The sequence below is a fragment of the Frigoribacterium sp. AC512 genome, assembly GCF_979258295.1.
Genome location: NZ_OZ409850.1, coordinates 678,406 through 698,355, shown reverse-complemented (window position 1 = coordinate 698,355; position 19,950 = coordinate 678,406). Strand labels below are relative to the sequence as shown.

At 72.8% G+C, this 19,950-nt stretch carries 16 protein-coding genes; 7 read left to right on the top strand and 9 right to left on the bottom strand.

Annotated elements, in window-relative coordinates:
- Nucleotides 1-193 precede the first annotated feature (193 nt).
- From ACZZ97_RS03175 to ACZZ97_RS03160, 4 genes are all read right to left on the bottom strand, one after another.
- Nucleotides 194-1,213 carry a LacI family DNA-binding transcriptional regulator gene (locus tag ACZZ97_RS03175; RefSeq protein WP_314101825.1) on the bottom strand — a complete coding sequence of 340 codons (1,020 nt, stop codon included), beginning with the start codon at nt 1,211-1,213 and terminating at the stop codon, nt 194-196.
- Nucleotides 1,214-1,317: 104 nt separating this feature from the next.
- A complete protein-coding gene (locus tag ACZZ97_RS03170) occupies nt 1,318-2,700 on the bottom strand; it encodes an MFS transporter (RefSeq protein ID WP_463472263.1) in 1,383 nt (460 codons plus the stop codon).
- Nucleotides 2,701-2,787: 87 nt separating this feature from the next.
- Nucleotides 2,788-3,951: a cystathionine gamma-synthase gene (locus ACZZ97_RS03165; protein ID WP_463472262.1), complete on the bottom strand. Its 1,164-nt coding sequence runs from the start codon at nt 3,949-3,951 to the stop codon at nt 2,788-2,790.
- Between the two features lie 69 nt (nt 3,952-4,020).
- Entirely contained in the window at nt 4,021-5,385 is a 1,365-nt protein-coding gene (locus ACZZ97_RS03160; protein WP_314102679.1) for a cystathionine beta-synthase, read from the bottom strand.
- Between the two features lie 148 nt (nt 5,386-5,533).
- Between ACZZ97_RS03160 and ACZZ97_RS03155 the strand changes: the two genes are divergently transcribed.
- Nucleotides 5,534-6,223 (top strand): DUF3105 domain-containing protein, encoded by a 690-nt coding sequence (locus tag ACZZ97_RS03155; protein ID WP_314102680.1) that lies wholly within the window; start codon nt 5,534-5,536, stop codon nt 6,221-6,223.
- Nucleotides 6,220-6,975, top strand: coding sequence for a DUF305 domain-containing protein (locus tag ACZZ97_RS03150; RefSeq protein WP_314102682.1), 756 nt, complete (start codon nt 6,220-6,222; stop codon nt 6,973-6,975). The genes ACZZ97_RS03155 and ACZZ97_RS03150 overlap by 4 nt, the downstream gene beginning before the upstream one ends.
- Before the next feature lie 77 nt (nt 6,976-7,052).
- Here ACZZ97_RS03150 and ACZZ97_RS03145 read toward each other — a convergent pair whose 3' ends face one another.
- On the bottom strand, nt 7,053-8,984 hold the full coding sequence (locus ACZZ97_RS03145; protein WP_463473751.1) for an ABC transporter ATP-binding protein: 1,932 nt from the start codon (nt 8,982-8,984) through the stop codon (nt 7,053-7,055).
- A gap of 182 nt (nt 8,985-9,166) precedes the next feature.
- Between ACZZ97_RS03145 and ACZZ97_RS03140 the strand changes: the two genes are divergently transcribed.
- Both ACZZ97_RS03140 and ACZZ97_RS03135 read left to right on the top strand, forming a co-directional pair.
- Nucleotides 9,167-10,765, top strand: coding sequence for a helix-turn-helix transcriptional regulator (locus tag ACZZ97_RS03140; protein ID WP_314103698.1), 1,599 nt, complete (start codon nt 9,167-9,169; stop codon nt 10,763-10,765).
- Between the two features lie 22 nt (nt 10,766-10,787).
- Complete coding sequence (locus ACZZ97_RS03135) at nt 10,788-12,251, top strand: APC family permease (protein ID WP_463472261.1); 1,464 nt, start codon at nt 10,788-10,790, stop codon at nt 12,249-12,251.
- Between the two features lie 164 nt (nt 12,252-12,415).
- Here the strand turns inward: ACZZ97_RS03135 and rplL are convergent, their stop codons facing one another.
- Together rplL and rplJ are read right to left on the bottom strand one after the other, a co-directional pair.
- Entirely contained in the window at nt 12,416-12,799 is a 384-nt protein-coding gene (rplL, locus tag ACZZ97_RS03130; protein ID WP_123546684.1) for a 50S ribosomal protein L7/L12, read from the bottom strand.
- Nucleotides 12,800-12,850: 51 nt separating this feature from the next.
- Nucleotides 12,851-13,366 (bottom strand): 50S ribosomal protein L10, encoded by a 516-nt coding sequence (gene rplJ / locus ACZZ97_RS03125; RefSeq protein WP_123546685.1) that lies wholly within the window; start codon nt 13,364-13,366, stop codon nt 12,851-12,853.
- A gap of 507 nt (nt 13,367-13,873) precedes the next feature.
- Here rplJ and ACZZ97_RS03120 point away from each other — a divergent pair.
- Nucleotides 13,874-14,908 carry a hypothetical protein gene (locus tag ACZZ97_RS03120; RefSeq protein WP_463472260.1) on the top strand — a complete coding sequence of 345 codons (1,035 nt, stop codon included), beginning with the start codon at nt 13,874-13,876 and terminating at the stop codon, nt 14,906-14,908.
- Between the two features lie 177 nt (nt 14,909-15,085).
- Here the strand turns inward: ACZZ97_RS03120 and ACZZ97_RS03115 are convergent, their stop codons facing one another.
- Both ACZZ97_RS03115 and ACZZ97_RS03110 read right to left on the bottom strand, forming a co-directional pair.
- Complete coding sequence (locus ACZZ97_RS03115; RefSeq protein ID WP_463472259.1) at nt 15,086-16,597, bottom strand: sensor histidine kinase; 1,512 nt, start codon at nt 16,595-16,597, stop codon at nt 15,086-15,088.
- 47 nt (nt 16,598-16,644) lie between these two features.
- The gene (locus tag ACZZ97_RS03110) at nt 16,645-17,391 is read right to left on the bottom strand and encodes a response regulator transcription factor (protein WP_123546686.1); all 747 of its coding nucleotides are present in this window, start codon (nt 17,389-17,391) and stop codon (nt 16,645-16,647) included.
- Between the two features lie 171 nt (nt 17,392-17,562).
- Between ACZZ97_RS03110 and ACZZ97_RS03105 the strand changes: the two genes are divergently transcribed.
- Both ACZZ97_RS03105 and ACZZ97_RS03100 read left to right on the top strand, forming a co-directional pair.
- Nucleotides 17,563-19,116: an ABC transporter permease gene (locus ACZZ97_RS03105; RefSeq protein WP_463472258.1), complete on the top strand. Its 1,554-nt coding sequence runs from the start codon at nt 17,563-17,565 to the stop codon at nt 19,114-19,116.
- Between the two features lie 104 nt (nt 19,117-19,220).
- Complete coding sequence (locus tag ACZZ97_RS03100; RefSeq protein ID WP_314103295.1) at nt 19,221-19,901, top strand: ABC transporter ATP-binding protein; 681 nt, start codon at nt 19,221-19,223, stop codon at nt 19,899-19,901.
- Nucleotides 19,902-19,950 lie beyond the last annotated feature (49 nt).

The window sequence follows — 19,950 nt, the reverse complement described above, 5'->3', positions numbered from 1 at the left end:
ATCGTCTTCTCTCGTCGCCCCGGCCCAGGCCCTTCGGGAGGGCCTGTGAGACTCGGGATGTGACCGTTCACACCGCGACTGGAGCAAAGCTAATCCCGGCGGGGGTCCCTGTCAAATGCCTCTGTCCACCGCGTGTCGCCGGGCCCTCGCGAGGACGCCCGACCGGCGCCCGGCAGGAGCGAGGGACCTCCTCCTAGAGGAACCAGGGACGATCGGTCGAGCCCCGGACCACGAGCTCCGGCGCGATCAGGGTGCGCCCCTCGACGGGCTTGCCGTCGAGCTCGGCGACGACGAGCTCGACGGCGCGGCGACCGATCAGAGCGAAGTCCTGGCGCACGGTCGTGAGCGGCGGCCAGAGGTGGGGAGCGGTCGGCGAGTCGTCGAACCCGACGACGCTGACCTCGCGCGGCACGTCGACGCCGGCCTCGCGGAACGCGTGCAGCAGCCCGACCGCCATGAGGTCGTTCGCCGAGAAGACGGCGGTGAAGTCACGTCGCCTCAGCAGCTCTCGCCCGGCGAGGTAGCCGAAGTCGGCCGTCAGGTCGCCGAGGATCGGCGGCTCGACCGTGAGCTCGGCCTCGGCCATCTCGTAGAGGAACCCCTGCATCCGCTCGTCGGCCTCGATCCAGTCCTGGGGGCCCGCGACGTGGACGATGTGCTTGTGGCCGAGGTCGATCAGGTGCCGCGTCGCCAGGCGCGCGCCGGCGTGCTGGTCGACGGCGAGGCTGTGCGCGTTGGTGCGCGGCGACGAGTCGAGCGCGACGATCGGCACCCCCAGCTCGAGCTCGTCGAGCACGGCGAAGAACTTGCGCTGGGGCGCGATGACGATGATCGCCTCCACCGCCTGGTTGCTCAGCAGGTCGATGCTCGCCCGCACGTCGTCGTCGGCGCGCGACGTGCTGGCGATGCTGAGCCGGTACCCGGCCGCCCTCGCCTCGACCTCGATGGCGTTGACCATCGTCTGCGGGCCGAAGTGGACGTTCTGCAGGGTGAGCACGCCGATGGCCTTGGACCGGCTCGTCGACAGCGCCCGGGCGGCCTGGTTCGGGCGGTAGCCGATCTGGTCGATGACGTCGAGCACGCGCTGCCGCGTCGCGGGGCGGATGCTCGGGCTGTCGTTGAGGACCCGCGACACCGTCTGGTACGAGACGCCCGCGAGGGCCGCGACGTCGCGGATGTTCGGCGCGCGCACCTTCTCGACCTCGTGCTTCACGTCGCTCCATCGCTGATCGGCGATGTGACCGTACACATCGCGCGCTGCAGACCATTATGCAGACTTCGGCGGGCGCCCCTCGACCGAGGGGCGAGGAGCCGCGCTCAAGGACCGCGCGGCGCCCCGCGACCGCTCACCAGCAGCGCGGTGAGCGCGACGACCGCGGCGACGGCGAAGCACGCCACGAAGGCGGCGGGCTCGTCGGCGCCGCCGAGCTGGAGGAACGCGGCCCCGGTCACGGCGAGCGCGATCGCCGAGCCTGACGAGTCGGCGATCGTCAGGGCCGAGCTGTTGAAGCCCTTCTCGTCGTCGCGCGACCAGCGCAGCACGAGCACGGAGAAGCGCGGGTACATGAACCCCATCCCCGCGCCGGCGAGGGCCCAGCCGGTGATGACGACGGCCGGGTGCAGGTGCCCCAGGGCCGAGGCCCCGGCGGACAGGACGCCGACGAGCACCAGCACGATGCCGACGCGGATGCCGGTCCGCTGGGCGACCCGGTCGCCGAGCCGCCCCTGGGCCCAGCTCGCGGCGGCCCAGGCGACGGCGCCCAGCGTGAGGGTGATGCCGGAGGCGGCGGGCGCGAAGCCGTACTGCGCCGACAGCATGTAAGGCAGGTACACGTCGCTGCCGAGAAAGGCCGCGCCCACGAGACCGCGCAGCAGCACGAGGGCCGGGACGCCCGCGGCCGCGACGAGGGCGCCGCGGGGCAGCAGCGGCCTGAGCGCCACGACGAGCACCACGACGGAGGCGGCGAGCACGGCCGCCGCGGCCGCGAGCGGCAGCTCGGAGAGGAGGTTCAGGGCCATGACGGCGAGGGCTGCGGCGACCGACCACGCGATGCGCCCGATGCTCCACGGCACGCGGGCGCCGTCGACGCCCGGCAGCGTGGGCGGGACGCGCCGGAGGCTCGGGAGGATCATCGCGAAGGCGGGCAGGGCGACGAGGACCGCGCCGAGGAACACCCAGTGCCAGCTGGCCAGCTCGGCGACGGTGCCGGCGACCACGGGGCCGACGAGGCCGGGCACCACCCAGGCCGCCGCGAACCCGGCGAAGATCGACGGGTGCAGCGCCGGCGGGTACAGCTTCGACACCATCACGTACAGGCCGACGATGACGGCGCCGCTGCCGAGCCCCTGCACGAGACGGCCGAGCAGCAGCACGATCATGTCGGGCGCGGTCCCGACGATGGCGAGGCCGATCGCGAAGAGGACCATGGAGGCGGTGACCACGACCCGGGGGCCGCTGCGGTCGGCCCAGTTGCCGGCCACCACCATGCCGACGACCCCCGACGCGAGCGGGGCGGCGAAGGCGACCGAGTAGAGCGCCTCGCCGTCGAGCTCGCGCGCGATGATCGGCATCACCGTGGTGATCGCCAGCGACTCGAACGCCGCGATGCCGATCAGGGCCACCATGCCGAGCGTGGCCAGCCGGTACGCCGGCGAGAGCACGCCGCCCGCGGGCAGGGTGCTCTCGGGGGCGGTCGTCATGTCCTCACCCTAGGTGCCGCCTCCGATGCCCGGTCCTCCCGGGGGCGCCCCGCCAGGAGGCGCCCCACCAGGAGGCGCCCCCGGGGATCAGGCCTGCGCGCGGTCGAGCGCCTGGCGCACGTCGGCGAGCAGGTCGGCGACGTCCTCGATGCCGACCGACAGGCGGACGACGGTGTCGGGCACCTCGAGCTCGGTGCCGCGCACGGACGCGTGCGTCATCTCGGTCGGGTAGCCGATCAGCGACTCGACGCCGCCGAGAGACTCCGCCAGCTGGAAGATCTCGGTCGACTCGGCGAAGCGGCGCGCCGCGGCGGCCCCCGCCGTCAACGAGACGGAGAGCATCCCGCCGAAGGCGCTCATCTGGCGGGCGGCCAGCTCGTGCCCCGGGTGCGACTCGAGGCCGGGGTAGAAGACGCGCTCGATCGCGGGGTGCCCCTCGAGCTCGTGCGCGATCGCGAGGGCGTTCGACGAGTGCCGCTCGACGCGCAGCGCGAGCGTCTTGATGCCGCGCACCGTCAGCCAGGCCTCCATCGGGGCCGAGACGGCGCCCGCCCCGAACTGCACGAAGCCGATCTTCTCGGCGAGCTCGTCGTCGCGCACGACGACGGCGCCGCCGACCACGTCGGAGTGCCCGCCGATGTACTTGGTCGTCGAGTGCACGACGACGTCCGCGCCGAGGGACAGCGGCTGCTGCAGCGCTGGGGACGCGAAGGTGTTGTCGACGACGACGAGCGCGCCGGCAGCGTGCCCGATCTCGGCGAGCGCCGTGACGTCGCTGACCTTCATCAGCGGGTTGCTCGGGGTCTCGACCCAGAGCACGTCGGTCTCGCCGGGGCGCACCGCGGCCCGGACGGCGTCGAGGTCGGTCATCTCGACGGTCTCGAGGGTGACGCCCCACGGCGTCCAGACCCGGTTCACCAGCCGGTGCGTGCCGCCGTAGACGTCGTTGCCCATCACGACCCGCGAGCCGGGGCGGAGGACGGACCGCAGCAGCGCGTCCTCGGCCGCGAGGCCGGAGGCGAAGCTGAAGGCCGCCGTGCCGCCCTCGAGCGAGGCCAGCAGCTCCTGCAGCGAGTCCCGGGTGGGGTTCGCCGACCGGGCGTACTCGTAGCCGTCGCGGAAGCCGCCGATGCCGTCCTGCACGAACGTGGACGACTGGTAGATCGGCTGCACGACCGCGCCGGTGCGCGAGTCGGGCTCCTGGCCGGCGTGGATGGCCCTGGTCGAGAAGCCGTGGTCGGAGGTGCTCATGGGGTGTCCTTCGTGACGCGGGGAAGCAGGTGCGGGGAGTCTGACGCGTGGTGCTGTACGGAACGGGCGTCAGGAGGAGAGGAAGGCCAGGACGTCGTGGCGCGTGACGACCCCGGCGGGCTTGCCGTCGTCGGTGACGAGCAGCGCGTCGGTGGTCTCGAGCGCGGCGCGCGCGCTCTCGACCGACTCGTTGATCCCGATCAGGGGCAGCGGGGCGCCGACCACGGTCGACAGCGCGTCGCCCATGCTCGCTCCCCCGGCGAAGACCGCCTCCAGCAGCGCCTTCTCCTCGACCGCGCCGACGACCTCGCCGATCACCACGGGGGGCTCTGCGGAGAGGACCGGCATCTGCGAGACGCCGTACGTCGTCATGATGCCGATCACGTCGTGCAGGGTGTCGGACGGGTGCGCGTGCACCAGGGCCGGCAGGGAGCCGGTCTTGGAGCCGAGCAGGTCGCGGACGGTGCGCCCGTCGACGCTGTCGGCGAAGCCGTACGAGCGCATCCAGGCGTCGTTGAAGATCTTGCCGAGGTAGCCGCGTCCGCCGTCGGGCAGCAGCACGACGACGACGTCGTCCGGGCCGAGCTCGCGGGCCACGTCGAGCGCGGCGGCGACGGCGAGGCCGGACGACCCGCCGACCAGCAGGCCCTCCTCGCGGGCGAGACGACGGGTCAGCTCGAACGACCGGGCGTCGGACGCCGCGATGATCCGGTCGACGACGGTGGGGTCGTAGGCGGAGGGCCAGAAGTCCTCGCCGACGCCCTCGACGAGGTAGGGGCGGCCGGTGCCGCCGCTGTAGACGCTGCCCTCGGGGTCGGCGCCGATGATCTGCACGGACCCACCGGACACCTCCTTCAGGTAGCGGCCCGTCCCGCTGATCGTGCCGCCCGTGCCGACGCCGGCCACGAAGTGGGTCACCTGGCCCTCGGTGTCGCGCCAGATCTCCGGACCGGTGGTCTCGTAGTGGCTCTGCGGGCCGGCGGGGTTCGCGTACTGGTTCGGCTTGAAGGCGCCGGGGATCTCGCGGACGAGCCGGTCGCTCACGCTGTAGTAGGACTCGGGGCTGGACGGCTCGACGGCGGTCGGGGTGACGACGATCTCGGCGCCGTAGGCCTTCAGCACGTTCCGCTTGTCGTCGCCGACCTTGTCGGGCAGCACGAAGACGCAGCGGTAGCCGCGCTGCTGGGCGACGAGCGCGAGGCCCACGCCGGTGTTGCCGCTCGTCGGCTCGACGATGGTGCCGCCGGGCAGGAGGAGGCCGTCCCGCTCGGCCGCGTCGATGATCCGGGTCGCGATCCTGTCCTTCGACGAGCCGCCGGGGTTGAGGTACTCGACCTTGACGAGCACCGTGGCCGTGACGCCCTCGGTGACCTTGTTGAGCTTCACAAGCGGGGTGTCGCCCACCAGGTCGAGGACGGTCTCGGCGTACTTCACAGGTGCTCCTTAGCGTTCCGGATGTCTCCGCCCGACTCTACCGGCGGCCCCCGGCAGATGACGGGGCGAGTCGGGTCGGCTGTGACGGTCTTCCCAGACAGGTGTGGGACAAATCGGTGACGCATCCCCGACACCAGAGGACCCCACCGTGGCCAGCAGCGACAAGAACACCCCCGGATCGAAGCCCGACCCGAGCTCGATGAGCGTGAAGCAGCAGCGGGACGCGCGCCGGCAGGAGAAGGTCGCGGCGCTCAAGCGCGAGCAGGCCAGGTCGAAGCGCAACCGGACCATCGGCATCGTGACCGCCTCCGTCGCGGGCGCCGCCGCGGTCGCCCTGATCGTCACCGTCGTCGTGACGAGCGGCACTCCCCGGGCCGACCGCAGCGAGATCGACGTCGCCGGCGTGCAGACCTGGGACGACCTGACCGCGAACCACGTCACGGGGGCCGTCGACTACGAGATGACTCCCCCGGCCGGCGGCGACCACGCCGCGGTCTGGATGAACTGCGGCGTCTACACCGAGCAGGTGCCGAACGAGAACGCCGTGCACGACCTCGAGCACGGCGCGATCTGGTTCACCTACGACCCTGCCCAGGTCACCGACGAGCAGATCGAGCAGATCACCGACCTCGCGCCCTCCACCTACTCGGTCGTCTCGCCCTACGAGGGCATGGACAGCCCCATGGCCGTCAGCGCCTGGGGCGCCCAGCTGGCCTTCGACGACCCCGCGGCCGACGCCGTCTCCGACTTCGTCACCAAGTACTGGAAGTCGGCGGACGCCCCCGAGCCCGGCGCGCCCTGCACGGGCGGCGTCGACGGCCCCGGCAAGGTGTCGTGACCGACGACCTCCGCAGGGCACACGACCGCGACGAGCGGCACGACGACCTCGACGACGTGACGACCGAGGCGGGCGTTGCCGGCACCTCCTCAGGTCGTCGCCTGCGCCTCGTGATCGCCGCCGCGGTCGCGCTGCTGCTCGTGCTCGGGACGGGCGTCGCCGTGGGGCGGCTCACCTCGTCGGCTCCCGTCGTGCCCGGCACGAACAGCGTCGAGGCCGGGTTCGCCCGCGACATGCAGGTGCACCACGAGCAGGCCGTCGAGATGTCGTTCGCCATCCGCGACCGCTCGACCTCGGACGACGTGCGCACCATCGCCTACGACATCGCCGCGACCCAGTCGCAGCAGGCCGGCCAGATGTACGCCTGGCTCGAGGTGTGGGGCGTGCCCCAGGCTCCCTCCCAGCCGGTGATGACCTGGATGACGCAGCCGACGCTCGACGGGCAGCTGTCCGGGCACGAGCACGGCGGCGCCGCGTCCGGCTCCCCGGCGCCGAGCCACGTGCCCGGAGAGCCGATGCCCGGCCTGGCGACGCCCGAGCAGATGGCCGAGCTGCGGGCCGCCGACGGCGTCGACGCCGAGCGGCTGTTCCTCACCCTGATGATCGACCACCACCTGGGCGGCATCGAGATGGCCCAGGCCGTCCTCGCCCGCAGCGACGACCCTCAGGTCGACGCCTTCGCGAGCGGCATGATCATGACGCAGCAGAGCGACGTGGACGCCATGCGGGCGATGCTCGCCCTCCGCGACTGAACCACGCTCGCCTCCTCGGCTCAACGACGCTCGCCCTCCTCGGCTGAGCCGTTCGTCGGCCGTCGAGGAGGCGCCGGTCACGTCGTCGACGCCACCTGCTGCCCGTAGAGGTCGGCGTACACGCCGCCGAGGGCGACGAGCTCGTCGTGCGTGCCGCGCTCGACGATCCGTCCGCCGTCGACGACGAAGACGACGTCCGCGTGGCGGACGGTGGAGAGGCGGTGGGCGATGGCGATCGTCGTGCGCCCTCTCGTGGCCGTGTCGAGCGCCTCCTGCACGACCCGCTCGGACACGGTGTCGAGCGCGCTCGTGGCCTCGTCGAGCACCAGCACGGCCGGGTCCTTGAGCAGCACGCGGGCGATGGCGATGCGCTGCTTCTCGCCGCCGGAGAGGCGGTAGCCGCGCTCGCCCACCACGGTGTCGTAGCCGTCGGGGAACGACGCGATCGTCTCGTGGATGTTCGCCTGCCGCGCGGCGTCGACCAGCTGTTCGTCGGTGGCGTCCGGACGCGCGTACCGCAGGTTGTCGCCGATCGTCGCGTGGAACAGGTACGTCTCCTGGCTGACGATGCCGATGTTCTCGACCAGCGACTCCTGCCGCAGGTCGCGGACGTCGGTGCCGGCGAAGCGCACGCTGCCGCCCGTCGCCTCGTAGAACCGCGGGATCAGGTACGACACCGTGGTCTTGCCGGCGCCGCTCGGGCCGACGAACGCCGCGAACTGGCCCGGCTCGATGTCGAACGAGACGCCGCGGAGGGTCCGCTGCCCCGGCTCGGCGTCGGGGTAGGCGAACTCGACGTCGTCGAACTCGACGCGGCCGAGCTGCGCCTCGTCGACCGTCGCCGAGGCCCCGCCGTCGGTGATGGCGGGCCGCAGGTCGAGGTACTCGAAGATGCGGGCGAACAACGCGCCGGAGGTCTGCAGGTCGAGCGCCACCCGGAGGAGCCCCATCAGCGGGAACGTCAGCCGGGCCTGCACGGTCGTGAAGGCGACGATCGTGCCGGCGGTGACGGGCACGTCGCGGAGGATGAGCCACGCGGCCACCAGGTAGATCAGCGCCGGGATCACGGACAGGAAGATCTGGACGACGGCGAAGAACCACTGGCCGCTCATCTGCTGGCGCACCTGCAGGCCGATCTGCGTGCGGTTCTCGGCCGAGTAGCGCTCGACCTCGCTGCGCTGCTGGTTGAAGCTCTTCGCGAGCAGGATGCCGCTGACGCTCAGCGCCTCCTGCGTGATCGCCGTCATGTCGGACAGCGACTCCTGCGTCTTGGTCGCGATGCGTGCGCGCACCTGGCCGACGCGGCGCTGCGCCACGACGAGCAGCGGCAGCAGGATGACGGTGACGACGGTCATCTGCCAGCTGAGCACGAGCATCGAGATGAACGCGGCGATCACCGTGACGGTGTTGCCGAGCACGCTCGAGATCGTGTTGCTCAGCACGTTGGCGACGCCGCCGACGTCGTTCTGCAGGCGGGACTGGATGACGCCCGTCTTCGTCCGGGTGAAGAACGCGAGCTCCATGCGCTGGAGGTGCCCGAACAGCCGGATGCGGAGGGCGCCCATCACGCTGTTCCCGACCGTGGCGGTGAGCCAGGTCTGCCAGACGCCGATCCCGGCCGACAGCACCCACAGCCCGATCATCAGGCCGACGAGCTCCATCAGCACCGGCACGTCGGGGCCGCCTGCCGGGAAGAGCCCGCGGTCGAAGGCCTGCTTCGTGAGCAACGGGGGCGCGACGCTGATCGCCGCGCCGACGAGCACCAGCACGACGGTGACGACGAGTGCCCGCCGGTGGGGAGAGAAGAGGCCGCGGATCCGCCGGAACAGGTCGGGGATCTTCGGCGCGGCGGCGTTGGCCGCCTTCTGGGCCGCCGCGTCGCCGCTCGAGACCCGGCCGCCACGGCCGCCGCCTCCGCCCGGCCTGCCGCCGCCCGCCCCGCCGGCTGCGCCACCGCCTCCGCCGCCTCCCGTGCCGCGCATGCCGCCGCCCGCGGCGACGGAGTCCATCCTGCTCATGGAGCGAGGCTACGCCCGCGGCGCGCCCCCCCACTCCTGGGGCAATCTGGCCGCCAGACGCGCAGACGGGAACATCGCTCATTTATGCTGGGAGCTCAGGGTTCCTGACCACGCCCTGACGCCGCATTCCCCTACCCGACGGGGAACTACCCGATGCGGCAGAGGTAGGACCCGTGCGCACCCTTGACGATGCATCACCCGACCCGACCGGGGTCGAGCTCCAGCCCGCCGACGCGCGGGCCTCGCTCGACGCCATCGAGCAGGCCTGGACGCAGATAGCCCCCCTGCAGGGAGCCCGTCTGCGCGAGGCCGTCCGCTCGGCTCCCGAGGCCGAGTGGAGCGGCCGGCCGCTCATCCTGCTCGCCCTCGCCGCCAGCTACCGCTCGGTCGGCTCGCGATCGCGCAGCGCGGCGCTCCCGTGGTTCCGCGGCGTGGCCAAGGCCATCGACGCAGACCCCGGGCTGCCCCTCGAGGTGCGGGCCGGCTACCACGTGCACCTCGGCGCCGCGCTGCGGACCCTCGGCAACCTCGTCGTCGCCCACGAGCACCTCGAGGTCGCGCGCACGATGATCGAGAGCGACCTCTCCGAGTCGATCACGGCACGCATCAGCCTCAGCGCCTCCTTCTCCCTGCAGCTCGGCCTCATCCGGCTGCACTACGGCGAGTACGACCAGGCCCAGTTCGCCCTGGGGCTCGCCTCGGGCCTCGGGGAGGAGCACCTCAGCATCGCCGAGCGCGTCGAGTGCCTCTCCGCCCTCGCCTACGTCGCCGTGCTGCTCGGCGAGTTCGCGCTCGCCGACGAGCACCTCGAGAACGCCGCAGAGCTCGCCGACGGCACCGACCTGCTCGCCAGCTCGTTCGGCGCCCTCGCCCAGATCGCGCGGCTGCACCTCGCCCTCGAGCGCGACGAGTCCCCCGGCGGGCACGACGACCTCGTCGCGCGCGTGCACCTGGCGGCGCGCGGCAGCGACTGGGAGGCGCTCGGCTGGTTCGCCGAGGCCAGCGTCCTGCTCGCCCAGGGCCGGTCGATCGAGGTGCTCGACCACCTCGGCCGCATCTCGCGCCTCGTGCAGGGCTTCACGGGCGCCGTCGTGCTCGGCCGGTCGGCCACGGCCCTCCGCGCCGAGACGATGCTCCAGCTCGGACAGGCGCAGGAGGCGCGGCGCCTGGCCCTGCCCCTCTCGCCCGGCGACCGCCACATCGAGTGCCCCGCCCGCGTGCTCGCCCTCATCCACCTCTCGACCGGCGAGCCGCAGGCGGCGCTCGACGACCTCGAGGCGTGCCTGGTGCTCGGCGACCTGCACTCGGAGCGGACCATCGGGCACGTGCACGCCGTCGCTGCGGCCGCCCACCTGGCCCAGGGCGACACCGCCCAGGCCGACATCGCCTTCGACCGTGCCCTGCTCGAGGCGGGCCGCTCGGGCGCAGGCTGGATCTTCGGCACCCTGCCGGAGCCCCTCCTCGACCACCTCGTGGCCCGCGCCGTGCAGCGCGACCAGCCGCAGGCCACCCTCGGGGTGCTCGCCCGCCTGCACTCGGCCGAGGGCCCCGACGTGGCGCCCCTCGCGGAGCCGCTGAGCGACCGCGAGCTCGTCATCGTGCGCCACCTGGCCACCGGCCAGACCCTCGGCCAGATCGGCAGCCAGCTGTTCATCTCGGTGAACACGGTCAAGAGCCACGTCCGGAGCATCTACCGCAAGCTGCAGGCGACGTCGCGCCGCGAGGCCATCGCCCGGGTGCGACAGCTGGGGCTGCACGTCGACGAGGACTGACCCGAGGCGGTAGCCTCTCGCGGTGCCCGACGACCTGACCCCTGCCTCCTCTGCCCCTGCCCCTGCCCTTGCTCCTGCTCGCCCGCGGCTCGGCGAGCAGCTGCTGCGTCGCAAGCCCCTCGAGGCGTTCGCGCGCGAGGCCGAGGCGTCCGACGCCCGGGGCCTCCGGCGCACCCTCGGGGTCTGGCACCTGACCGCCATCAGCATCGGAGCCACGCTCGGCACGGGCATCCTGGTGGTGCTGGGCACCGCCGTGCCCCTCGCCGGGCCCGCGGTGTTCCTCGCGTTCGTCCTCGCCGGCGTCGCCGCCCTGCTCTCGGCACTGTCGTACGCCGAGATGGCGGGCAGCGTGCCCGTCTCCGGCTCGAGCTACAGCTACGCCTACGCGACCCTCGGCGAGGGCGTCGCCTGGGTCTGCGGCTGGTGCCTCGTGCTCGAGTACGCCGTGTCGGTCGCGGCCGTCGCGGTGGGCGCCGGCCAGTACGTCGACGAGGCCCTGCGCGTCTTCGGCCTCTCGCTGCCCGACGTCGTCGCCGGCCCGCCCGCCGAGGGAGGCCTGCTGAACCTCCCCGCCGCCGCGCTCGTCCTGCTGGCCGCCCTCGTGCTCGTGCCCGGGGCCCGCGAGAGCGCCTGGGTCAACACCGTCCTGGTCGTGGTCAAGGTCGGCCTGCTCGTCTTCTTCGTCGCCGTCGCCTTCACGGCCTTCAGCGCAGGCAACTTCGAGCCCCTCGCGCCGATGGGGGCGGCCGGGGTCTCGGCCGCCGCCTCCCGCCTGTTCTTCTCGTACATCGGCTTCGACGCGGCGTCCACGGCCGGCGAGGAGGCGCAGGACGCGAAGCGGGACCTGCCGCGGGCGATCGTCGCCTCCATCGTCATCATCACGGTGCTGTACATCCTCGTCGCCGTGGCCGCGGTCGGAGCCCGCCCCTGGCAGGACTTCACCGACGGCGAGGCGACCCTCGTGACGATCGTCGCCGACATCACGGGCCAGCCCTGGGTGGCCTTCCTCTTCGCGGTGACCGCGGTCGCGGCCATCGCCTCCGTCGTCCTGACCGTGCTCTACGGGCAGACGCGCATCTTCCTGTCGATGGCCCGTGACGGGCTCGTGCCGTCCGTCCTGGGCCGGATCTCGCCGCGGACGCGCACGCCCGTCGCCGGCACCCTGATCGTCGGCGGCGCGGTCGCGGTCACCGCGGCGTTCATCCCCCTCGGGGCCCTCGCCGACGCGACGAGCATCGGCACGCTCTTCGCTTTCGCGCTCGTCAACCTGTCGGTCATCTGGCTGCGCCGCAACCGGCCCGAGCTCGAGCGCACGTTCCGCGTGCCGCTGTACCCGGTCGTCCCGGTGCTCGGCTTCGCGACGTGCGTGCTGCTCATGGTGACGCTCGGCGGGATCACCTGGGCCGCGTTCGCCGTGTGGATGGGCGTCGGGGTCGCGGTGTACGCGCTCTACGGCCGCCGCCACTCAGTCGTCGCCCGCGGCTGAGGCCCCCCGCCGCTCGTCAGAGCGGCATGCGCCGAGCCCGCTGCCGTGGACTGCACCCGCGAACGACGAAGGCGCCGCTCCCCGTGGGGAGCAGCGCCTCCGGTGCTCGTGAGAGCAGGCAGTGCTGTGCGACCGAGGTCGCGAGGGGCCGTGGGCCCCGCAGACTACTTGAGGGTGACGGTGGCGCCGGCAGCCTCGAGCTGAGCCTTGGCCTTCTCGGCCGTCTCCTTGTTCGCACCCTCGATGACGGTGTTGGGGGCACCGTCGACGACGGCCTTCGCCTCGCCGAGGCCGAGGCTCGTGAGCGCGCGGACCTCCTTGATGACCTGGATCTTCTTGTCGCCGGCAGCCTCGAGGACGACGTCGAAGCTGTCCTTCTCCTCGACCTCCTCGGCGGGGGCGGCGGGGCCGGCGGCACCGGCAGCGGCCACGGGGGCAGCAGCGGTGACCTCGAAGACCTCTTCGAACTTCTTCACGAAGTCGCTGAGCTCGATGAGCGTGAGCTCCTTGAAGGCCTCGATCAGTTCGTCCTGCGTGAGCTTCGCCATGGTGTTCTCCTTGTTGTGTTCTGTAAGTGGTGGTGGTTGCTGCGACAGCTGTTAGCTGTCGGCTTCCTGCTTCGCGCGCAGCGCCTCGACCGTGCGGACGGCCTGCGACAGCGGAGCGTTGAACAGGTAAGCAGCGCCGAACAGCGAGGCCTTGAAGGCGCCGGCCAGCTTGCCCAGCAGCACCTCCCGCGACTCGAGGTCGGCGAGCTTGGTGACCTCGGCTGCGGTCAGGGCGTTACCGTCGAAGTAACCGCCCTTCACGATCAGCGCGGGGTGTGCCTTGGCGAAGTCACGCATGCTCTTGGCGACGGCGACAGGGTCTCCGTGCACGAAGGCGATCGCAGACGGGCCGACGAGCTCGTCGTCGAACGAGCTGATGCCGGCGTTGTTCGCCGCGATCTTGCTGAGCGTGTTCTTCACCACGGCGTACGTCGCGTCTGCACTGATGGCGGTGCGGAGCTCCTTGAGCTCTGCCACAGTGAGACCGCGGTACTCGGTGAGCAGAACGGCGGTCGAGCTACGGAAGTTCTCCGTGAGCTCGGCGACCGATGCTTCCTTGTTCGCCATGGCTCTCCTAAAACGTGGGTGTGCCGGCAGCCCCCGGGCACTCGCTCACGTCTCGTCCGAGGACGGGGCATGGAAAAAGCTCCGGCGCTGGCGCACGGAGCTGGATCTCGCAGAAGCGAGGAACGACTTCACACACCTGCGCTGGTCGCTCTCTCTCGAGAACCTTCGGTCTCCGTCTGCGAGCAGACAGGGACAACCGGCGGTCTTGGGCTGGGTACACAGTAGACGCAGGAGGCGCGATGACGCAAGTCGCGCCTCCTGCGGTCGTTCGGTGGTCACCTCGCACCCCGGACCCCGCGGCCGCGCCTCGCACCCCGCACCCCGCGCCTCGCACCCCGGAGTGGACGATGCACCCCGTCGTTACGGGGTGCATCGTCCACTCCGGGGTGTTCACCCGTGCACACGCCCGCGCCGGTCTGTCCGCGCGACCTGTGGACGAGCCGACGACCATGCACAGGAGGCGCGATGGACGCGCGCCTCGTCGGCCGCGGCCCCGACAGTGTGGGGATGCCCCTCCTCGACCTCGACCCGCTCACCGTCCCGCTCTCGTTCGCCGCCACGCACGGTGCGCAGTCGCACGAGGCCCGGGGCCTGCGCCGCGCCGTCGCGGCCGGCCAGGTCGTGCGGGTGCGCCGAGGCGTCTTCGTGGAGCAGCCGACCTGGGACGCGCTCGACGCCCGAGCTCGGCTCGTGCTGCGGACGCGGGCCGTCCTCCTCGGCTCGGCCTGCTGGGTCGCGTCCCACGGCAGCGCGGTCGCGCTCCACGACCTGCCCCGCGTCGAGCAGGCCGCCGACAGGGTGAGCGTCGTCGACGCCAGGCGTGCGTCGACCAAGACGTCGGCGACGCTGCGGATCAGACCCGGCCCGCTGCGAGACGAGGAGGTGGTGGTCCTGTCCGACGTCCGGGTCACCTCCCTCGAGCGCACGGCCCTCGACGTCGCCCTGACGGCGCTGTTCGCGGACGCGGTGATGTGCGTCGACGCGGTGCTCCGCAGGCTCGTGCTGCCTCGTGGTCACCGATCGGGTCTCGAGATCGACGAGCTGCTCGCCCGACGGCGCGCCCACCTCCTCGCCGAGATCGGCGACGGCACGGGCCCCGGCCGGGCCGCCGCCCGCCGCGCGATCGCGTTCGCGTCGCCGTGGGCCGAGAACGGCGGCGAGTCGCTCGCGCGCGTCGTCCTGCACGAGCTCGGGGTGCCGACACTCGACCTGCAGCGTGAGTTCACCCTGGTCTCGGGGACGGCACGGTGCGACTTCTTCGACCCCGCGCACCTCGCCGCATTCGAGTTCGACGGCTTCGGCAAGTACGCGGACGAGGCCCTGCGGGGCGGCCGGTCCGTCGCCGAGGTGATGCGCGACGAGAAGCGTCGGGAGACGGAGCTCCTCGAACGGGACGACGTGCGCGTCGTGGTGCGGTTCGAGTACCGCGACCTGGTCGCGCCGCGTCGCCTCGCCGCCCTCCTGACGCGAGCGGGCATCCCCGTCGACCCACGCCGCGTGACGGCTGCGGCTCGCGCGGCGCGCCTCCGCTTCGCATCGTGACGCAGCGCCTCGCGCCCGGCACACCGCCCCCTGCACCCCGTAGTGGACGATGCACCTCGAAACGACGGGGTGCATCGTCCACTCCGGGGTGCGACGCCGACCGGTACGGGCACTGCACCAGCAGCAGCAGCCAGCGTCGGCCGCGGCCGGTCCCGACCCGACCCAAGGCGGCGAGCGTCAGACGGGCGAGGCGGGCGGCACGGCGAGCGGCAGCCGCACCGTGAAGACGGCTCCGTCGGCACTGCTGGCGACCGAGACGTCGCCGCCGTGGGCGTGCGCGACGGCCTCGACGATGGCGAGCCCGAGGCCGGTCGAGCCTGCCTTGCGCGAACGCGAGCTGTCGGCCCGGGCGAAGCGCTCGAACAGCACGGGCAGCACCGCCGGGTCGATGCCCGGGCCCTCGTCGGAGACCGTGACGACGGCCCGGCGTCCCGCCTCGTCGACGCCCAGGGCGACGTGCACGGGCGTGCCCTCCGGCGTGTGGGTCCGCGAGTTGGTGAGCAGGTTCGCGACTATCTGATGCAGGCGCATCGCGTCCCCGGGCACGACGACCGGCTCGTCGGGCAGCACGACGTCGACGTCGTGGGCAGGGTCGGCCACCCCCGCGTCGTTGACGGCGTCGAGCACGATGCGGGTGAGGTCGACGTCGGCCACGACGATGTCGCGACCCTCGTCGAGGCGGGCGAGGAGCAGCAGGTCCTCCACGAGCGAGGTCATGCGCAGCGACTCCGACTCGATGCGGCCCATCGCGTAGACGACGTCGTCGGGCAGGCCCGCGCCCATCCGCCGGGTCAGCTCGGCGTAGCCGCGCACGGACGCCAAGGGGGTGCGGAGCTCGTGCGAGGCGTCGGCGACGAACTGCCGCACCTTGTTCTCGCTCTGCTGCCGCGCCTCCAGCGCCGCCGCGACGTGGCCGAGCATGTGGTTGAGCGACGCCCCCACCCGGCCGACCTCGGTGCGCGTGTCGGTGTCCTGCTCGTCGACCCGCTCGGCCAGGGCGACCTCGCCGCGGTCGAGGGGCAGCTCGGCCACGCGCAGCGCGGTGTCCGAGAGCCGCTCGAGCGGGCGCAGCGCCCGCCGCACGACGGCGTACGCGATGAGGATCGCGACGACGAGGCCGAGCAAGGTCACGAAGGCGATGGAGGCGATCATGCCGGCCACGGTCTGGGTCACGCTGTCGGTGGGCAGGCCCACGACGAGGTAGCCCGACGACACGGTGCCGCCGCTCCGCGACCCGAGGGTCACGGGGACGGCCTCGACCCGGTAGCCGCCGAGGTCCGAGCCGAGCGACACGGTGACCGGGCCGCCCGCGTCGGGCACGGTCGCCAGCGCCGAGGTGATCTCGTCGGTCAGTGGGTCCTCGAGCTCGCCGGCCTCGGTGACCGTGAAGGCCTGCTGCACGACGTCGCCGACGAGCACGGCGGTGAAGGTGCCGGGCGCCTGTCGGGGCGCGCCGAGGGCGTCGCTGTCGGGGCTGAGGCTCGGGCGGCCCGACGAGCCTCCGATCGAGGCCGCCGTCAAGGCCCTGTTCGTCGCGCCCGTGAGGTCGTCGTCGAGCTGGCGCATCAGCGAGCCGCGCAGCGCGACCACGCTCACGGTGCCGATGACCACCGTCAGGAGGACGACGATGGCGACGATGCTGAGGATCAGGCGGTTGCGGAGCGTGAGGGGGGCGGAGGCGCGGGGCACGCGCCCGAGGAGCCCGCCGAGACGGGACCCTCCGGGTGCGGCCGCGCTCACGACGTGGGCTTGATGACGTAGCCCACGCCGCGCACGGTGTGGATCATCGCCTCTTCGCCCGCGTCGATCTTCTTGCGGAGGTACGAGATGTAGATCTCGACGACGCTCGACTTGCCGCCGAAGTCGTAGCTCCAGACGCGGTCGAGGATCTGTGCCTTGCTGAGCACCCGGCGCGGGTTCCGCATCAGGAAGCGCAGCAGCTCGAACTCGGTGGCGGTCAGCTCGACCTCGCGGTCGCCGCGGTGCACCTCGTAGCTCTCCTCGTCGAGCACCAGGTCGCCGACGACGATGCGGCTGTCGCCGGCCTCGCTCACGGCCGACGCGGACCGACGGATGAGGCCGCGGAGCCTGGCCACCACCTCCTCGAGGGAGAACGGCTTGGTGACGTAGTCGTCGCCGCCCGCCGTCAGCCCGGAGACGCGGTCCTCGACGGAGTCCTTCGCGGTGAGGAACAGGATCGGGGTGTCGTCGCCCCCGGCACGCAGACGACCGAGCACCTGGATGCCGTCGATGTCGGGCAGCATCCAGTCGAGCACGATCGCGTCGGGCTGGAACTCGCGGGCCAGCGCGAGGGCGCCCTGCCCGTCGGCGGCGGCCTTGACGTCCCACCCCTCGTAGCGGAGGGCCATCGAGAGGAGGTCGGTGAGGCTGTTCTCGTCGTCGACGACGAGGACTCGGAGGGGCGAGCCGTCGGCCCGGGTGAGTCGGGGGGCCTGCGCGGGGGTGGGGGTCGTCGTGGTCACGCACTCAGCTTCGAGCCGGTTCCTATGAACGGACTGTGCTGCTCCGATGCGTTGCCTGCGCGTCTCTCATCGGAAGCTCATGGACGGCCCATCGGGTGCTGCGAGACCGCCTCCCTAGCGTCGCCCCCGACCTGATCCCCCGCGGATCCCCCTGCACCGAGGAGACCTCCGATGTTCCTGACCTACCTGCTCAGAGAGCTGAGCAACAGACGCAAGCAGACCGTGGTGATCGCGGCCGGCATGGCGCTCGCGATCGCGCTCGTGATCGTCGTCAGCGGCGTGGCGGCCGGCGTGCGGAACGCCCAGTCGTCCGTGCTCGAGTCCGTCTACGGCGTCGGCACCGACGTCACGATCACGCAGACCGCAGAGCCGGGCGCCGACGGCGGCGGTCCCGGCCGGCAGTTCGCCTTCGGCTCGGGCGACGGCACGACCACCGACGACGGCCGCACGGAGGTCGCGCAGAGCACCCTCTCGGCCGCCCGCGGCACGGCGACCTTCGCCTCGTCGGCCCTGGCGACCGTCGAGGGCGTCGACGGCGTGTCCGCCGCGACGGCCACGTTGAGCCTCGAGAACTCCAGCTTCTCGGGCACTCTGCCCGACTTCTCCCAGGGCGCAGGAGGCGCCGGCACCGACGGCGCGACCGGCGGCGGCACCGGGACCGGGACGGACGGGACCGACACGGGCAGCCAGCTCGCACCTCCCACGGGCGGGGCGGACGGCGCCGGCGGCAGCGCGTTCGACGTCGACCAGTTCTCGGTCACGGGCCTCGACCCGAGCGCGGCCGCGGTCGGCCCGCTGACCAGCGCCTCGCTCGTCGACGGCCGCACCCTCACCGCCGACGACGCGGGAGCGGACGTCGTCGTGCTCGACCAGACCTACGCCACGAGTGCAGAGCTCGCGGTCGGCGACACGCTGGCGATCGGCGGCACCGACTTCGCGGTGGTGGGGATCGTCGCGTCCACCTCGTCCGACGCGGCCACCGCCTCCGACGCGTACGTCCCGCTCGACACGGCGCAGGCGCTCAGCGGGCTGACCGACCAGATCAGCAACGTGTACGTGACCGCGGCGAGCGCCAGCGGCGTCGACGCCCTGAAGACCGATCTGCAGGCCGCCCTGCCCGACGCCACCGTGAGCACGCAGTCCGACCTCGCGTCGAGCGTCTCCGGCTCGCTGTCGACCGCCTCCGACCTGATCGGCAAGCTCGGCACCTGGCTCTCGGTGATCGTGCTCGCCGCGGCGTTCCTCATCGCGATCCTCTTCACCGTCTCGGGCGTCAGCCGACGCACCCGCGAGTTCGGCACCCTCAAGGCGATCGGCTGGAGCAACGCTCGCATCACCCGTCAGGTAGCGGGCGAGTCGCTCGTCCAGGGCCTCGTCGGCGGCGTCGTCGGCGTCGCGGCAGGTCTCGTCGGGCTGCTCGTGGTGAACCTCGTCGCCCCGACCCTGTCGGCTGCGGCCACGACCACCGCGGCAGGTCCCGGCGGCGCTGCCGGCGGGCCCGGAGCGGCAGCCGACGCAGGAGGTGCGGCTGCAGCAGGCGGCGGCGGCTTCGGCCAGCAGCTGGCCACGGCGACGACGGACGTCGTCCTGCACGCCCCCGTCACGATCTCGGTCGTGCTGCTCGCGGTCGGCCTGGCCGTCGTCGGCGGGCTGCTCGCCGGCGCCGTGGGCGGGTGGCGCGCGTCGCGGCTGCGCCCAGCCGAGGCGCTGAGGAGCGTCGCGTGACCGGGGCGGCCGCGGAGCCGACCGCCGCCGACGTCCGCGCCACCGCCCTGCCGGCACCCGCCGGACCCGCCGACCCGACCACCGCCTCCGGAGGCACCACGCCCATGTACACGCTCATCGCCGTCACCAAGACCTACTCGCAGGGGAAGAAGAGCGTCACGGCCCTCGACGGGGTCGACCTCGAGATCCCCGCGGGCCAGATGGTCGCGATCCAGGGCCCGACCGGAGGCGGCAAGTCGACCCTGCTGCAGATGCTCGGCGCGCTGGACCGGCCGACGAGCGGCACGGTGAGGCTCGGCGACTCCGACCTCTCGGCGGCGGGCGACCGCGCGCTGGCGGCGGTACGGGCCCGCGACGTCGGCTTCGTGTTCCAGGGCTTCAACCTGATCCCGACGCTGACGGCCGCGGAGAACGTCGAGACGGCGTTCGCGGACGACTCGGTGCCCCGCCCCGAGCGACGGACGAGGGCGAAGGAGGCGCTGGCCTCGGTCGGGCTCGCGGAGCGGGCCGACCACCTGCCGGGCGAGCTCAGCGGTGGCCAGCAGCAGAGGGTCGCCATCGCGCGTGCGCTGGTCAAGGAGCCGACCGTGCTGCTGGCGGACGAGCCGACGGGGTCGCTCGACGAGGCGACCCGGGACGAGATCATGGACCTGCTCGAGGGCGTCTGGCGCGACCGCGGGCTGACCCTCGTCATCGTGACGCACGACTCGGCCGTGGCCCGGCGGGCCGAGCGGCGCCTGCGCATCGCCGGCGGCAAGGTCGCTGAGCTGTTGCCGACGGCCTGACGTCCGAGCCCGAGGGCGGGACCCGGCTGGGCGCCGGGGCCCGCCCTCG

Bases quoted from the DNA above. Each gene is read 5' to 3' on its own strand.
- ACZZ97_RS03145 (WP_463473751.1), bottom strand. From the start codon at position 8,984: ATGGACTCCGTCGCCGCGGGCGGCGGCATGCGCGGCACGGGAGGCGGC.
- rplJ (WP_123546685.1), bottom strand. From the start codon at position 13,366: ATGGCGAACAAGGAAGCATCGGTCGCCGAGCTCACGGAGAACTTCCGT.
- ACZZ97_RS03100 (WP_314103295.1), top strand. From the start codon at position 19,221: ATGTACACGCTCATCGCCGTCACCAAGACCTACTCGCAGGGGAAGAAG.
- ACZZ97_RS03105 (WP_463472258.1), top strand. From the start codon at position 17,563: ATGTTCCTGACCTACCTGCTCAGAGAGCTGAGCAACAGACGCAAGCAG.
- rplL (WP_123546684.1), bottom strand. From the start codon at position 12,799: ATGGCGAAGCTCACGCAGGACGAACTGATCGAGGCCTTCAAGGAGCTC.
- ACZZ97_RS03120 (WP_463472260.1), top strand. From the start codon at position 13,874: ATGCCCCTCCTCGACCTCGACCCGCTCACCGTCCCGCTCTCGTTCGCC.
- ACZZ97_RS03170 (WP_463472263.1), bottom strand. From the start codon at position 2,700: ATGACGACCGCCCCCGAGAGCACCCTGCCCGCGGGCGGCGTGCTCTCG.
- ACZZ97_RS03165 (WP_463472262.1), bottom strand. From the start codon at position 3,951: ATGAGCACCTCCGACCACGGCTTCTCGACCAGGGCCATCCACGCCGGC.